The 13,199-nt window shown below is 71.8% G+C and carries 14 protein-coding genes; 7 read left to right on the forward strand and 7 right to left on the reverse strand.

Features of this window, described 5'->3' with window-relative positions; genetic code table 11:
• Positions 1-704: 704 nt before the first annotated feature.
• The 4 genes from OHO83_RS25120 (at position 705) to OHO83_RS25135 (ending at position 3,638) form a co-directional block, all read left to right on the forward strand.
• Positions 705-1,355: a YeeE/YedE family protein gene (locus tag OHO83_RS25120; RefSeq protein ID WP_266671831.1), complete on the forward strand. Its 651-nt coding sequence runs from the start codon at positions 705-707 to the stop codon at positions 1,353-1,355.
• Positions 1,355-1,771, forward strand: coding sequence for a YeeE/YedE thiosulfate transporter family protein (locus OHO83_RS25125; protein WP_266671829.1), 417 nt, complete (start codon positions 1,355-1,357; stop codon positions 1,769-1,771). Before OHO83_RS25120 ends, OHO83_RS25125 begins: the two co-directional genes overlap by 1 nt.
• A gap of 578 nt (positions 1,772-2,349) precedes the next feature.
• Positions 2,350-2,499 carry a hypothetical protein gene (locus OHO83_RS25130; protein WP_266671827.1) on the forward strand — a complete coding sequence of 50 codons (150 nt, stop codon included), beginning with the start codon at positions 2,350-2,352 and terminating at the stop codon, positions 2,497-2,499.
• A 524-nt stretch (positions 2,500-3,023) separates the two neighbouring features.
• A complete protein-coding gene (locus tag OHO83_RS25135; RefSeq protein WP_266671825.1) occupies positions 3,024-3,638 on the forward strand; it encodes a hypothetical protein in 615 nt (204 codons plus the stop codon).
• 202 nt (positions 3,639-3,840) lie between these two features.
• Here OHO83_RS25135 and OHO83_RS25140 read toward each other — a convergent pair whose 3' ends face one another.
• On the reverse strand, positions 3,841-5,262 hold the full coding sequence (locus OHO83_RS25140; RefSeq protein ID WP_329434711.1) for an NAD(P)/FAD-dependent oxidoreductase: 1,422 nt from the start codon (positions 5,260-5,262) through the stop codon (positions 3,841-3,843).
• A gap of 11 nt (positions 5,263-5,273) precedes the next feature.
• Positions 5,274-6,005, reverse strand: a complete 732-nt coding sequence (locus OHO83_RS25145; protein ID WP_405600436.1) for a rhomboid-like protein — start codon at positions 6,003-6,005, stop codon at positions 5,274-5,276.
• Between the two features lie 26 nt (positions 6,006-6,031).
• Between OHO83_RS25145 and OHO83_RS25150 the strand changes: the two genes are divergently transcribed.
• Both OHO83_RS25150 and OHO83_RS25155 read left to right on the forward strand, forming a co-directional pair.
• Entirely contained in the window at positions 6,032-6,913 is an 882-nt protein-coding gene (locus tag OHO83_RS25150) for an aminoglycoside phosphotransferase family protein (protein WP_266671819.1), read from the forward strand.
• Between the two features lie 154 nt (positions 6,914-7,067).
• Positions 7,068-7,541: a GNAT family N-acetyltransferase gene (locus tag OHO83_RS25155; protein WP_266671817.1), complete on the forward strand. Its 474-nt coding sequence runs from the start codon at positions 7,068-7,070 to the stop codon at positions 7,539-7,541.
• A 24-nt stretch (positions 7,542-7,565) separates the two neighbouring features.
• Here the strand turns inward: OHO83_RS25155 and OHO83_RS25160 are convergent, their stop codons facing one another.
• Positions 7,566-8,570 (reverse strand): zinc-binding dehydrogenase, encoded by a 1,005-nt coding sequence (locus OHO83_RS25160; protein ID WP_266671815.1) that lies wholly within the window; start codon positions 8,568-8,570, stop codon positions 7,566-7,568.
• Positions 8,571-8,660: 90 nt separating this feature from the next.
• On the reverse strand, positions 8,661-9,836 hold the full coding sequence (locus OHO83_RS25165; protein WP_266671812.1) for an FAD-dependent oxidoreductase: 1,176 nt from the start codon (positions 9,834-9,836) through the stop codon (positions 8,661-8,663).
• Between the two features lie 157 nt (positions 9,837-9,993).
• Between OHO83_RS25165 and OHO83_RS25170 the strand changes: the two genes are divergently transcribed.
• On the forward strand, positions 9,994-10,695 hold the full coding sequence (locus tag OHO83_RS25170; RefSeq protein ID WP_266671810.1) for a pentapeptide repeat-containing protein: 702 nt from the start codon (positions 9,994-9,996) through the stop codon (positions 10,693-10,695).
• Positions 10,696-10,719: 24 nt separating this feature from the next.
• Here the strand turns inward: OHO83_RS25170 and OHO83_RS25175 are convergent, their stop codons facing one another.
• The 3 genes from OHO83_RS25175 to OHO83_RS25185 form a co-directional block, all read right to left on the reverse strand.
• Positions 10,720-11,229 carry a hypothetical protein gene (locus tag OHO83_RS25175; protein WP_227295543.1) on the reverse strand — a complete coding sequence of 170 codons (510 nt, stop codon included), beginning with the start codon at positions 11,227-11,229 and terminating at the stop codon, positions 10,720-10,722.
• A 123-nt stretch (positions 11,230-11,352) separates the two neighbouring features.
• Complete coding sequence (locus tag OHO83_RS25180) at positions 11,353-11,994, reverse strand: response regulator (protein WP_266671807.1); 642 nt, start codon at positions 11,992-11,994, stop codon at positions 11,353-11,355.
• A complete protein-coding gene (locus OHO83_RS25185; protein ID WP_405603676.1) occupies positions 11,991-13,199 on the reverse strand; it encodes a sensor histidine kinase in 1,209 nt (402 codons plus the stop codon). Before OHO83_RS25185 ends, OHO83_RS25180 begins: the two co-directional genes overlap by 4 nt.

Here is a 13,199-nt window from a genome sequence, read left to right on the forward strand (position 1 = left end):
ACCGAAACGGTGGTTGCATCACGCCCGGTCGAGGCAGGAAGGCACTGCTCCGCACCGTGACAGGCCATCAACGCGCTTTCGGCATCGTCGACGTGGGCGCGTCGGGGCAAGAGACCGAGAACGGCAGCCGCCCCTCATAAAACGGGTGGTGTGCGCCGGTCAGAAGGGAGCGACGTGGGTTGCTCGCACACCGCAGGATGCCCCCTTTTCCCCTTGCTCAAGGCGAGTTTGCAGGGGTGGCGCGACTATTACTGCGACAGCGAGGATCAATGGCTCGGCTGTGCGCGCTACCAGGTGTCACTCACCGGCGAGCGCGTGCCGATCAGCCTGCTGCCCAATGGAGCCCGCGCACGCCACCTGGAAGACATGCCCGAGGGCGCGGACCGGTCCAGCGCCGCCGGACCTGAGCAGGGGGCCGAGCAGGCTCGTCCCCCCCAGCCCAATCCTTGGCGGCAGGAGAACCCGTCCTGGTCGCAGCCGGCACCGGCTTGGCCGGCAGAGCCGTCAGAACCTGTGACCGCGGCATCGGATGCTGCGGCTCACTTCGGGCCGGCGTCCCCGACGATCTCGGCGTCGCATTACAAACCGTCATCGTCCGCACGGGCTCCCCATCCCGCAGACCGTCCGTCCAGGCGCGCTGGGCAGAGCTCCAGACCGAAACGCGGGCTCTGGGCTCGATTCACCGAATGGATGGGAGGCCCCGCATGAGTGACTACTGGCCCTGGTGGGCCGGCGCTGCCGGGCTCGCTCTGATCACCATCAACTACGCCCTCACCACGGATCGGTCGTTCGGGGTGTCGTCCGCGTGGGATCGCGTCCTGCACTGGCGCAGGGAGCGTCGGCTCGAGCGCATGGACGAGGAGTTCACCGACGAGCGAGCGCTCGCCGAGGCTCTCGCCGTAGCGACGGCGGAGCACTTCGGCACCGACTACGCCGCGCCCACCGCGCCGCCGGTTCCCTACGGCACGTCACAGCCGGTCCAGACGGACGTCGAACCAACGGTGAATGAGGACACCTCGGCCCTCTCCCCGGCCCCGCTGGTCACCCAGGTCGCCCTGCTGGTGTCGATCTTCCTCGGCGGGTTGATCGCTGCGGTCACCTCCGGACAGTTCCACCTCCGCTTCGACATGGGCCCGGGATTCCGGGACGTGGTCACCGCGAATCCGACCACCATGATCGTCCTGCTGTTCATCGGAGGCGTGCTGGTCGGCTTCGGAACTCGGCTGGCCGGTGGCTGCAGTTCCGGCCACGGGCTCAACGGCTGCGGCCGTCTGCGCCCGGTCAGCCTGGTCGCGACCGCCGTGTTCTTCGGCACCGCCGTCGCGGTCTCGTTCCTTCTGTGGAAGGTGATCTGATGCGTACCCGAGGCGCGATTCTGCTGGCCAACATCATCACGGGACTGACTCTCGGTTACACCGTTTCCCGTATCGGCTTCGGCGACTACACCGAGCTGAACCGTATGTTCACCTTCCAGGACCTGCGGATGTTCTTCTCCTTCGCGGGTGCCGTCGGGATCATCGTGTGCGCGTTCGCTCTGCTGCGGATCCGCCGCACTCCGGGGCGCATCCACGCGGGCGTGATCCCCGGCGCCGTGCTGTTCGGAACCGGATGGGCGATCTCGGGCGGGTGCCCGGCGATCCCGATCATCCAGGTCGCCAGCGGTTACGTGCCCGCGCTTGTCACTATCGTGGGCGTCGTCGTCGGTATCCGACTGTGCCGCTGGGCCAATGCCCGCTACTTCCATCTGGACCGCGGCTCCTGCGGCCTGTAACCAAGGCCGCCCACCGAATCGTGCTCGCCCTTCGCATGGCCACATCGGTAAAGGGCCCTGCCGGCGTGGCCTCGCTTGCCGCCTCCCGGCCCCTGACCGCTTCGAGGGCGCGGGGAGAACCCTTGGGAGAAGATCTTCTCCCAAGGGTTCCCATGCACTGGGTGAGACCAAGCCATACCAACTGCCTGACCTGCACAAACGCGAGCGAGGTCAGGTACGGATCTCGTCCGGACCTTATTCGGGACGAAGAGGTCGTAAGTTCAAATCCCGCCCCTGACAGCTGAAGCACCGGGTGAGGATCTTGGATGCCTTGAACAGGGCAGGCCCACACGTCGGAAGCCACGACGACAAGCCACTGACGCCAGCGCGGTGGAACTTTCCCTACTCTCGTCAAGCCCGCGCACGGCGCGGGAGCGCGCCGCCTCTGCGGCGCGGCCTGCCTCCTGTCTCCGCCCCGGCTGGCCGCGCCCGGCGGCGCGCAACGTGCAAGAGAGCAACGGTCGGGAAGTCACCCGCGGGCACAAGATGATGCCTCCGGCGGGGGATCGGCCGGCACCGGCAGCGCGCAGTTGGTCTTCGTGCCTACGAACGCCGGTACGAAGGCGACGGTCCCCTGCGACGGGTCAGTGGTTCAGCAGCGGATCACTGCGGACAAGCTGGTCCACATCGACGTCGACGGCTCCAAAGGGGCGACCGGAGTGGTCGCCTGGCAGATCGACGCACCGTGAGCAGGGTGCGGCTCTACGGCTGGCCAGTCTCACTTCTAGTCTCGATTGCCGCCTAATCCGACGTGGTCTGCACCCGTCCACGAGCGTCCGGCACGGCACTTGACCTGCGAGGCGAGTCCTCTCTGGACACCCCATGACAGCCGTGGAACAAGCCCGGACAGCTTGTAATGCGTAGGTCGTCGGTTCGAATCCGACAGGGGGCTCCATCGGAAACCCCAGCTCAGATGCCGTCTGAGCTGGGGTTTCTCTGTTCTGTGGACGGGGCGGCGACGCCGGGTGCGGGCCGCGCGATGAGCGGTGGGCTCAGTTCCGGTCTCGGGCGGGGGCCGCGGCCTCGTCCGAACCCGGATGTCTGGCGCTGTGTCAGAAAGCTCCGAGGTATGCACCACGCGCGGGAATTCCACTCGATCAGCAGCCCGACGTCACACCTTGAGCTGTCCTGAAATGACAGTTGATGAGCCGATTATTACGTTCGTTGCAGGTCGGCTGTACAGCTGGCGTCTCTGAGACAGGAGAGGAGTGACATGCCGACGCGAATGTTCGCCGTGTCCGCTGCCGTGGTAGGCGCAGCGGTCCTTGCCACCGGCATCACGTATGCCGCGCAATCCGAATCGGACCAGGCCGCCCCGGAGGCCAAACAAGCCGCCCCGGCGGCCGAACACGCCGCACCGCCGGCCAAGCGGGCCGCACCGCCGGTCAAGAAGGCCGCCCCGCCCGTCAAGAAGGCCGCCCCCGAGGCGGCTCCCGCCGGTACCGACAGCACTGCCGGCAGGGGGGACGAGGGTCGTGACCACGGGGGCCGTGGCCACGAGGACGGTGACCGTGGCTACGGCGGCAGGAAGGAAGGAAGAATCCACTTCAACGAACGGACGTTCTCCGCCCATGAGGACGGCTGTGTCCCCGCTGCCAGTGGGCTGGGCTCCACCAGCTTCAGCATCGACAACGACAGCGACGCGACGGTTGAGGTCTACCGCGGGTTCAACTGCGACAACGGTGCGCCGGTGGCCACGGTCGGACCCTACGGCGCCACGTATGGCGTCGCGCCCCAGACCGACCACGGGAGCGGCTGGGGAGGCTTCTTCCTCGAGGACGGGGTCGTGGGCAGTTTCCGGGTGATCCGCGACCACGGCGAGTGGTGACACCCACCATCCCGGACACGTGGGATCGCCGGCCCGTCGGAATCGGGCCGGTGATGGCGGCCTCGTCCCACTGCCGCCGCACTTGATCATCAGCACAAGGCCGGGCGACGACTCACGTCGGTTCGAATCTGACAGAGGGCTACGCCGGGACGAAGGCCCAGGTCACGGGCGTGACCTGGGCCTTCGTCGTGTCTGGGGCCTGTCAGCCGCGGCCCGCCACGCGGTCCGCGGCTCGGGCCAGGCGGGAGGAGCCCGTCGTGTGGGTGGTGAGTTCGCGGTGGTCGGCCGCGTTGTAGGTGGCGTACATGCCGTGCACGCCCAGCCAGCGGAAGGGTTCCGGTTCCCACTTGCGGACCTTGTGGTTGACCCAGGGGAGCGTCGTGAGGTCGGTGGGGCCGGACTGGCCGGAGTCCTGCTGGACCAGGTCGCGCAGGGTGCGGGCGGCGAGGTTGGTGGTGGCGACGCCCGAGCCGACGTAGCCGCCCGCCCAGCCGAGGCCTGTCGCGCGGTCGAGGGTGACCGTGGCGCACCAGTCGCGGGGGACGCCGAGGACGCCGGACCAGGCGTGGGTCACGGCGACGCCCGCCAGCTGGGGGAAGAAGCGGGTCAGGAGCGCGGTGAGGGACTCGATGGTGGCGGGCTGGGTGCGGCCGTCGTTGTCGGTCCTCGAGCCGTACCGGTACGGGACGCCCCGGCCGCCGAGCGCGATGCGGCCGTCGGCCGTGCGCTGGGCGTACATGTAGGCGTGCGCCATGTCGCCGAGGGTCTCGCGGCCCTCCCAGCCGATGGACTCCCACTGCGCGTCGGTCAGCGGTTCCGTGGCGATCATGGAGGAGTTCATGGGGAGCCAGGTGCGGCGCTGGCCCTTGAGGGAGGCGGTGAAGCCCTCGGTGCAGCGCAGGATGTAAGGCGCGCGGACCGTGCCGTACGGGGTGACGGCGTGCTTCGGCTTGATCTCCGTGACGGGCGTCGACTCGTGGATCGTGACCCCGAGCGCCTCGACGGCGGCGGCCAGGCCCTTGAGGAGCTTGACGGGGTGCAGGCGGGCGCCGTGCGGGGTCCAGGTCGAGCCGACGGCCCCGAAGACGCGGACGCGCTCGGCGGTCTCGCGGGCGCCGTGCAGGGTGCGGTCCTTCTCGCCGTACGCGAGTTCGGCGGCGTGGAAGGCCTTGAGGCGGGCCAACTGGGCTGGTGTGTAGGCGATTTCGAGTACGCCGCCCTGGTGGATGTCGGCGTCGATCTCCTCTTCGGCGGCCGCGCGGATCACCTCGGAGACGGTGTCGTTCATGGCTTCCTGGAGGCGGACGGCCGCGTCGTGGCCGTGCAGTTTCGCGTAGCGGTCGCGGCCGGCGATGCCGTTGTAGAGCCAGCCGCCGTTGCGCCCGGACGCGCCGTAGCCGCAGAACTTCTGCTCCAGGACGGTGATGCGGAGGAAGGGCGCGGCCTTCTTCAGGTAGTAGGCGGTCCACAGGCCCGTGTAGCCGCCGCCGACGATGACGACGTCGGCGGACGCGTCACCCGGGAGGGGCTCGCGGGCGGTGGGGATGCCGTCGTCCGCGTACCAGAACGATATGCCGCCGTTGACGGTGGCCTGGGCGCCGTGAGTGCCGTTCTTGCTGCTCATGGCCTCGGACGTTAGCGCTCCACAGGGGGGTTCGGGCAGGGGGGACGGCCGCCTTCCTCGTTTTGCGGGTGATCGTTTCGCCGCGCTGTCCGGTCCCGTCGCCGCAGGAGCGTCAGCGGGTTCCAGGGCTCGCCCCGGTCGCGTACGAGGGGGTGGCAGGCCAGGCCGATGAGGACCGAGACGACGTGCCCCAGGCCGGTGAAGGTGCGGCCGGTGAGGAGCGGGCCGCCGTAGACGATCAGGACGACGGCCAGATAGACGTAGCGCCAGGGCGGGGCGAGCCGGTACGTGAGGACGCCGACGACGCCCGCGAGCGCGTAACTCACTCCCACGTCGAGGGTGTCGACCGACGAGGCGGGCGCGTGGCCGTGGCGGATCGCCCACAGCAGGGCGCCCTCGCTGATCAGGGTCGCGAGGACGTGCGCCGCCCCCACGACGGCCAGCCAGCGCCAGGTGTCGAGCCAGCGCTCGGCCTGCGCGTGGAACACCGTGTAGAGGACGGCGTACGGCCACCAGCTGCTGCCGTCGATCCAGAACAACGAGGCGACGAGGACGCGGACCGGGTCGGTCGACAGCTCGTGCAGGTTCGTGGAGCGCTGGCGCAGGAACTCGTGCTCGAAGTGCGGGTCCATGTGGTGCATGGCGACCGTCGTGAAGAACAGGGCGGCCAGCCAGAGACAGGTGCCGGGGGCGTGCCGTACGTACGACCACACGGTGAGGGGGAAACGGCGCATGGACTGCATTCAGGCACGCACATAGGGTCGTTCGGGTGATCGACATCCCGGACGGCCTGGTCGAGTCCCAGTACACCTACGCGGGTGAGCCCGGTCGCGCCTTCATCGCCGGGCTCCCGGCGCGCGTGGAGGAGTTCGTCGAACGCTGGGATCTGCGCGTCGACGGGCCCGCGATGCACGGCATGGCCGCCCTGGTCCTGCCCGTGGTGCGGGGCGACGGGACGCCCGCCGTGGTCAAGTTCCAGATCCTCGACGAGGAGACCGAGGGCGAGCCGGTCGCGCTGCGCGTCTGGGACGGTGCCGGCGCCGTCCGGCTCCTCGACCACGACGACGCCACGGGCACGATGCTCCTCGAACGGCTCGACTCCGGGCGGATGCTGGATTCCGTGGAGGACTCCCGGAAGGCCGTCCTCGTCATCGCCGAACTGCTGGCCCGGCTCACGTCCGGGCCCGCCCCGGAAGGGATGCGGCGGCTGTCCGGCATCGCGGCCGACATGCTCGCCCAGGTGCCGTCGGCGCTCGCGGCCGTGCCCGGCCCGGCCGACCGCGCGCTGCTCGCGGACTGTGCGGCGGCCGTGCGCGAGGTCGCGGACGAGGCGGGTGACCGGCTGCTGCACTGGGATCTGCACTTCGAGAACGTGCTGGCCGCCGAGCGGGAGCCGTGGCTCGCCATCGACCCGAAGCCGCTCGCGGGCGACCCGGGCTTCGACCTGAAGCCCGCCATCGACAACCGCTTCGACGCGGACGAGGTGGTGTGGCGGTTCGACGCGATGAGCGGGGTGCTCGGGCTCGACCGGGAGCGGGCGCGCGCCTGGACGCTCGGGCGGGTGCTTCAGGACTCCCTGTGGGAGATCGAGGACGGGCGACCACTGATGCCGGACCATCTGGAGACGGCGCGCAGACTGCTCGGGCGGTGAGCGGGCCCTCGCGGGGCGCGCTGCGATGGGCGGGTGGCCTGGGGGTGCGTGTCCGGTGGCGGGGGTGGGTGATCGGCCGATGCGGGTGGGTCGCCCTGGGGGCGGGTGGCCGACCCGTGCGGGCCGCCCCGCGGTGAGTGGTTAGCCTGCCGTCATGATTCGTACCGCCACGCCCGCCGATGTCCCCGTCATCCACGCCATGGTCCGTGAACTCGCCGACTACGAGAAGGCGCTGCACGAGGCACGGGCCACCGAGGAGCAGCTGCGCGAGGCACTGTTCGGGGAGCGGCCCGCCGCGTTCGCCCACATCGCCGAGGACGACACGACGCTCGAGCCCGTCGGCTTCTGCCTGTGGTTCCTGAACTTCTCCACCTGGCGCGGGGTGCACGGGATCTACCTGGAGGACCTGTACGTACGGCCCGAGGCGCGCGGCGGCGGCCACGGCAAGGCGCTGCTGACCGAGCTGGCGCGGATCTGCGTCGAGCGCGGATACGAGCGCCTGGAGTGGTCGGTCCTCGACTGGAACGAGCCGTCGATCAACTTCTACAAGGCGCTCGGCGCGGCGCCGCAGGACGAGTGGACGGTGTACCGGCTGACGGACGAGGCGCTGGCCCGGCTCGGGTCGTAGCGCGCCCGGGGACCCGGGCTCGGGTCACGGGATCAGGACCACCTTGCCGATCGTGCCGCGGTTCTCCAGGGCACGGTGCGCCGCGGCTGCCTCGGCGAGCGGGAAGCGGGTCACCGCGGGACGCAGACGGCCCGCCTCGGCCTCCCTCAGCGCGGCCAGCTCCAGCGTGCGGACCGGGTTGTCGCCGCCCGCGCGCCGCATCATCGGCGGGCCGAGCACCTGTTCCTGGGTGATGCCGCGCCGGGTGAGTTCGTCCGCGGAGAGGGTGAGGGGCTCGCCGTCGTGCAGGCCCTTGCCTGACCAGCCGAAGACGACGTGGACGCCGCCGGGGCCGAGGAGGTCGACGGCGGCCAGGCCCGCGTCGCCGCCCACCCCGTCGAAGACGACCGTCGCCGGGCGGCCGACGAGGAACCGGCGGACCTGCTCGGGCCAGTCGGGGGCGGTGTAGTCGACGGCCAGGTCGGCGCCGTTCGCGCGGACGCGGGCCACCTTCTCGGGGCCGCCCGCGAGGCCGACGACGGTGGCGCCCGCGTGCTTCGCGTACTGGACGAGCAGGGTGCCGACGCCTCCCGCCGCGGCCGGGATCACGGCCACCGACGCGGGGCCGAGCGGGGCGAACTGCAGGATCCCCATCGCCGTACGGCCGGTGCCGATCAGGGCGACGGCCTCGGCGAAGTCCAGGTCGGGCGGGAGCTCGTGCAGGCGGGCCGCGTCGGTCACGGCGAGCTCGGCGTAGCCTCCGGGGGCGAATCCGAGGTGGCCGACGACGCGCTTGCCGAGCCAGGACGCGTCGGTGCCCTCGCCGAGCGATTCGACGGTGCCGGCCACCTCACGGCCGGGGACGGTGGGCAGCGCGGGCGGCTCGGGCGCGGGGCCCTTCATCCCCTCGCGCAGGGCGGTGTCGAGGAGGTGCACGCCGGCCGCGGCCACGGCGATCCGGACCTGGCCGGGGCCTGGCAGGGGGTCGCCGGTCTTCTCGTAGTTGAGGTTCTCGGCGGGGCCGAAGGCGTGCAGTCGTACGGCGTGCATGGCGGACTCCCTTGGGCGTGCGGCCTCTTGACGGCTCGGGTGCGCCCACCACCTTTCAACCTCGAGCGGACTTGAGGTCAAGTGCGGGCGTCAGGCCGCGCGGAGCCCCGGGCGGGACGCGGTGAGCGCGAGCGTGGTCGCCTCGACGGCGCTGTTGAACGACACCTCGGAGAGCACGCCGGGTGCCGCGACCTGGTCGCCCACCAGATACACACCGTCTCCGCGGTCGATCGCGGGCCGGTCCCGCCACGTCGTGCCGGGCAGATCGACCGCCCCCGTACGCCCGTTCGCGAGCGCGTCCCTGCGCCAGGTCACGCGGTCGCGCCAGCCGGGAAATCCCAGATCGAGCAGGCGTTCGGCGCGTGCCGTGCCGTCGGCCTTCGACTCGTGCGGCGCTACGGGGATGTGGCCCTGGACGAGCTGCTGCCCGTGCGGCGCCAGGCTCCGGTCCTGAGCCGTGAACCGCTCCAGCCAGGCCGGGAAGTCGAGCCCGGACACGATGAAGGCGTCGCCGCGGCGGGTACGCACGGCCAGGTCGATCAGCGTCGTACGACTGCTGTCCCACGTCAGCGACGAGTCGCCGAGGAGGCGGCGCGCCGAGTCGAGGGACGTCGCCACGATCACCGGTCCGCCGCCCGTGGGCACGGAGTCGACGCGGGACAGCGTCTCCACGCGCACGCCCAGATTCCAGGCGCGGGCCGCCATCCGGTCGATGACGGACGCCCAGCCGCCGCGCGGATAGTGCGCCTCCGGCGGCACCTTCGCGGCGCGGCGCAGGCGCTCCTGGACGAAGGCCGCGGAGAGGGAGCCCGGGTCGTGGTGGAAGAGCGCCACGGACGTGTAGTGGGCGGCCGCGCGGGCGCCCTCCTCACCGACGTGGCGCGTCGCCCACGTCATGAAGTCCATGTCCACGGGCACGTGTTCGGACCGGTGGCGAAGGAGGCGCAGCAGGGCCAGCGGAGGGGTGCGGCGCAGGGCTCCGCGGTGGTGGAAGCGCAGGCGGGAGCCCTCGACGAGCGGGACCGGGGCGAGCGGGCCGAGCAGGTCGCGCTGTTTCAGCCAGGTCCAGTGCGGGCCGCCGCTGTAGAGGGCGTGCGGTCCGTCGTGCGTGCGGTACGGGCCTTCGGCGGTGCGGGCGCGGCCGCCGAGGGTGTGGTGCGACTCGTGGACCGTGACGCTCGCTCCGGCCTCGGCGGCGGTGACGGCCGCGGTGAGGCCGGCGAATCCGCCGCCGATGACGGTGAGGTCGGGGGTGGTCGTTGCCATGCCGATGTTCCCCTTCGGGTTGGCAGTGCCGTGTCTGTGCCTGTGGCTGTCTCTGTTGCCCTTACGACTTACGACGGCTGTGCGCGGCGGAATGTGACACGGGCGGGGGGAAGGGCGGCGGTCACCGATTGTCAGTGGCGGCGGGCAGCATGGGGGCATGGCGGAGAAACGAGTGGTGAGGCCGGCGAAGACGTCGTCGGCGAAACTGGCGGCGGTGAAGAAGGCACGGCGGCCCGAGGTGCGGCTGCCCCCGCTCGCGCCCTGGACCGGCGAGGGGCTCGAGCCGGACGGGGACTACGACGGTGTGGAGTTCACCGCGGCCGACTTCACCGGGCAGGACGGCGGGGGCGCCCGCTTCATGGACTGCGCGCTCGAAGGATGCGGGCTCGACGAGACCCGGCTGACCCGCGCCCGGATCCTCGATTCCACGCTGACGGGGATACGGGGCGTGGGCACGGACCTCGCGGAGGCGACCCTGCGGGACGTCGAGGTGGCGGACGCCCGGCTCGGCGGGGTCCAGCTGCACGGGAGCGTGCTGGAGCGGGTCGTGGTGCGCGGCGGGAAGATCGAGTACCTGAATCTGCGCAAGGCGCGCCTGAAGGACGTCGTCTTCGACGGATGCGTGCTGGTGGAGCCGGACTTCGGGGGTGCGCGTCTGGACCGGGTGGAGTTCCAGGGCTGCGTGGTGCGGGGTGCGGACTTCACGGGCGCCGTGATGGCGGACGTGGATCTGCGGGGCGTGGCCGAGCTGGGGATCGCGCGCGGTGTGGACCGGCTGGCCGGGGCCGTGATCAGCCCGGCCCAGCTCTTCGACCTGGCACCGGCGTTCGCGGCGCAGATCGGGGTGCGGGTGGAGTAGGGGCGGCCGGTCGGGAGGTGGGGGCTAGCGCTCGTCCGGGACGCGGGGGAAGCGGGCCTGCAGGTCCCAGATCGCCGGGTTGTCCGCCAGGTCCTCGTGCATGTCGGTGAGGTCGGCGATCACGTCGTGCAGGAAGTCGCGGGCCTCACGGCGCAGCTCGGTGTGGGAGAACGTCAGGGGCGGCTCGTCGGCCTCCATCCAGTCGGCCTCGATGTCGACCCACCCGAAGCGGCGCTCGAAGAGCATCCGGTCCGTCGACTCGGTGAAGTCGAGCTCGGCGTACTGCGGCCTCGACGCGCGGCTGCCGCGCGGGTCACGGTCCAGCTGCTCGACGATGTCGCACAGCGCCCACGCGAAGTCCAGCACCGGAACCCATCCCCAGGCTGTGGACAGCTCCCGGTCGGCCTTGGTGTCGGCGAGGTAGACGTCGCCGGCGAACAGGTCGTGCCGCAGCGCGTGGACGTCCGCGCGACGGAAGTCCGTCTGCGGAGGGTCGGGAAAGCGGCGGGAGAGGGCGTAGCCGATGTCGAGCACATCAGTGATGGTGTCACGGTCGGGAGGGGGCGCCGCTCACGGTCGGGACGGGGTGCGCGCACGGCCGGCACGGTCACCGCAGCCGTCACGCCCACCGGGCGGCCCCGGTCGGCCGGCACGTGCTCAGCCCAACAGCCGCTGTTCCTTCGCCACCGCCACCGCGCCCGCCCGGGTGTCCACGCCGAGCTTGTCGTAGATCCGGCCCAGGTGGGTCTTCACCGTGGCCTCGCTGATGAACAGGGCGCGGGCGATGTCCCGGTTGCCCAGGCCCTGGGCGAGCTGGCCGAGGATGTCGCGCTCGCGATCCGTGAGGGACGGGCGCGGGCTGCGCATACGGGCCATGACGCGGCTCGCGACCGGCGGGGACAGCGTCGTACGGCCCTCGGCGGCGGCCTGGATCGCGGCGAACAGCTCCTCGGGACGCTCCGCCTTGAGGAGGTACCCCGTGGCGCCCGCCTCGATGGCCCGGGTGATGTCGGCGTCCGTGTCGTACGTGGTCAGGACCAGGACATGCGGGTGCGGGCCCGCCTCGGGCGGCGCGGTCGTGATGCGGCGCGTCGCTTCCACGCCGTCGATGCCCTCGCCCAGCTGGAGGTCCATGAGGACGACGTCCGGCGTCAGTTTCGCGGCGAGCGCCACCGCCTCGTCGCCCGTGCCGGCCTCGCCCACGACCTCGATGCCGGGTGCGCTGCCGAGCAGGGCGAGCAGTCCCGCGCGCACCACCACGTGGTCGTCGCACACCAGCAGTCGTACGGGCTCACTCATGAGGCCTCCAGCGGAATCGCCACCGACAGCACCGTGCCCTCGCCCGGCGCCGACTCGATCGTCAGCGTGCCACCCAGCTGCCGCGTGCGCGCCCGGATCGCCGGAAGGCCGTGCCCGCGCACGCCCGACTCCCGCGGGGGCTCGGGTGTGAAGCCGCGGCCGTTGTCCGCGATGTCGAGGACGACCTGGTCGCCGAGGTGCGTCAGCGTGATCGCGGCGGCCGTCGCGTCCGCGTGCTCCCGTACGTTCGCCAGGGCGCCCTGCGCGATCCTCAGCAGCGCGGACTCGACCCGGTCGGGCAGCGGGGCCGGGGCGCCCTCCGCGTGGAAGCGGACCGCGAGCCCCGCCTCCGACTCCCGCGCCGCCAGCGTGCGCAGCGCCTCGTCCAGGCCGCCGCCCGCGAGATCCGCCGGCGCCAGGTCGTGCACGAACCGGCGCGCCTCCACGAGGCCCCGCTCGGTCACCGACTCCGCGGTCCGCACATGGGCGCGGGCCCGCTCGGGGTCGGCGTCCCACAGCCGGTCCGCCGCCTGGAGCAGCATCTGCTGGCTGGACAGGGACTGGGCGAGCGTGTCGTGGATCTCCATCGACAGGCGCTGGCGCTCGGCGAGCGTCCCCTCGCGGCGCTCCGTCGCGGCGAGTTCCCTGCGGGTGCGCACCAGGTCGTCGATCAGGGCGCGCTGGCGTTCCGCCTGGCGCTCCATGTGGACGAAGACGGCGGTCGCCAGGGCCGCGACGGCCGGCGGCGCGAGCAGCAGGTTCGGGTCGAAGTCCCCCGCGAGGCGCAGCTGCGCCCCGACGACGAACACCGTGAGTACGCCGATCAGGACGAGCGCGGCGCGGGCGGGCAGGGTGCGCAGGCCCGTGTAGAAGAGCGGGACCGCGCACCACGCGAAGCTCGGCGCGAGGACGACGAGGACCATCCACACGGCGACGACCAGGGCCAGCCAGGTGAGGCGGCGCGGGGTGGCGCGGGCGCCGAGGCCCGGACCGAGCGCGGGGCCGAGCACGTACAGCGCGGCCAGGACCACGGACAGCGCGATGATCCACGGGGTGCGGGCCTCGCCGGGGTGGCGCAGCAGGAACCGGGCGAGGGCGCCGCCGAGCAGCAGGAAGAACGCGGTGTGCATCACCGCGGCCAGCCAGCGGGCGTCCGGATCCCGCGTCTCAGGTGCCACGCCCGTACCCCTCTCCGCTTCCGCCAT

The organism is Streptomyces sp. NBC_00569 (assembly GCF_036345255.1).
GTDB lineage: Bacteria > Actinomycetota > Actinomycetes > Streptomycetales > Streptomycetaceae > Streptomyces.

Bases quoted from the DNA above. Each gene is read 5' to 3' on its own strand.
- OHO83_RS25120 (WP_266671831.1), top strand. From the start codon at position 705: ATGAGTGACTACTGGCCCTGGTGGGCCGGCGCTGCCGGGCTCGCTCTG.
- OHO83_RS25125 (WP_266671829.1), top strand. From the start codon at position 1,355: ATGCGTACCCGAGGCGCGATTCTGCTGGCCAACATCATCACGGGACTG.
- OHO83_RS25135 (WP_266671825.1), top strand. From the start codon at position 3,024: ATGCCGACGCGAATGTTCGCCGTGTCCGCTGCCGTGGTAGGCGCAGCG.
- OHO83_RS25140 (WP_329434711.1), bottom strand. From the start codon at position 5,262: ATGAGCAGCAAGAACGGCACTCACGGCGCCCAGGCCACCGTCAACGGC.
- OHO83_RS25145 (WP_405600436.1), bottom strand. From the start codon at position 6,005: ATGCAGTCCATGCGCCGTTTCCCCCTCACCGTGTGGTCGTACGTACGG.
- OHO83_RS25155 (WP_266671817.1), top strand. From the start codon at position 7,068: ATGATTCGTACCGCCACGCCCGCCGATGTCCCCGTCATCCACGCCATG.
- OHO83_RS25160 (WP_266671815.1), bottom strand. From the start codon at position 8,570: ATGCACGCCGTACGACTGCACGCCTTCGGCCCCGCCGAGAACCTCAAC.
- OHO83_RS25165 (WP_266671812.1), bottom strand. From the start codon at position 9,836: ATGGCAACGACCACCCCCGACCTCACCGTCATCGGCGGCGGATTCGCC.
- OHO83_RS25170 (WP_266671810.1), top strand. From the start codon at position 9,994: ATGGCGGAGAAACGAGTGGTGAGGCCGGCGAAGACGTCGTCGGCGAAA.
- OHO83_RS25180 (WP_266671807.1), bottom strand. From the start codon at position 11,994: ATGAGTGAGCCCGTACGACTGCTGGTGTGCGACGACCACGTGGTGGTG.
- OHO83_RS25185 (WP_405603676.1), bottom strand. From the start codon at position 13,199: ATGGCGGAAGCGGAGAGGGGTACGGGCGTGGCACCTGAGACGCGGGAT.